This is a genomic window from Vibrio sp. 2304 (assembly GCF_033339475.1).
Classification (GTDB): domain Bacteria; phylum Pseudomonadota; class Gammaproteobacteria; order Enterobacterales; family Vibrionaceae; genus Vibrio; species Vibrio alginolyticus.
The window spans coordinates 1-692 of record NZ_JAWOUQ010000062.1 but is presented as its reverse complement, the minus strand read 5'-3'; the positions used below and the strand labels follow the sequence as shown (position 1 = coordinate 692).

Genomic DNA, 692 nt, shown 5'->3' with positions numbered 1-692 from the left:
GTTACCGCTATTGATCGTCGCCGGGGCGATGCTTTCTGAGCTCGATTTTTCGCCGGACTCGCGCATTTATATGGTGGTGGTGATGCTCAGCCTGCTGGAGTGGCCCCGACTGGCGCGGCTGGTGCGCGGACAATGTCTCTCCCTGCGCGAACGCGATTTTATGCTGGCCACCCAGGTGCTGGGCCTGTCGGCGCGTCGCCGGCTGTTTGGCCACCTGCTGCCGAATACCATTCCGATTCTGGTGGTGATGGCGACCATGGCCGTCGCCAACGCCATTCTCAGTGAATCCGCGCTGAGCTATCTCGGCCTCGGCGTGGTGCCGCCGACGCCGTCGTGGGGCAATATGATGGATGCCGCTAACAGTCTGATCGATTTCCAGCGTCGCCCCTGGCTGTGGATGCCGCCGGGCATCGCCATCTTTATCACCGTGATCGCCATCAACGTGCTGGGCGATGGCCTGCGCGATATTCTGGAGCCGCAACATGACTGACATCCGACTGACCGTCCAGGGACTCGCCGTCGACTATCCCACCGCCCGGGTGGTGGACAACGTCAGCTTCACCCTCGGCAACGAGCGGCTGGCGCTGGTGGGCGAATCCGGCTCCGGCAAATCGATGACCGCCCGGGCGCTGATGGGCCTGGTGCGCAAGCCCGGGGTGGTGAGCGCTGAACGGCTGGAGGTGCTGGGGCGC

Annotated in this window: 2 protein-coding genes; both read left to right on the top strand. The window is 64.3% G+C overall.

Annotated features, from left to right (window positions below):
- A partial coding sequence (locus R7P64_RS24255; RefSeq protein ID WP_318124157.1) for an ABC transporter permease occupies positions 1–490 on the top strand: 490 nt, incomplete at its 5' end.
- Positions 483–692, top strand: a 210-nt coding sequence (locus R7P64_RS24250; RefSeq protein ID WP_318124155.1) for an ATP-binding cassette domain-containing protein, incomplete at its 3' end; no start/stop codon positions are given. The genes R7P64_RS24255 and R7P64_RS24250, both read left to right, overlap by 8 nt.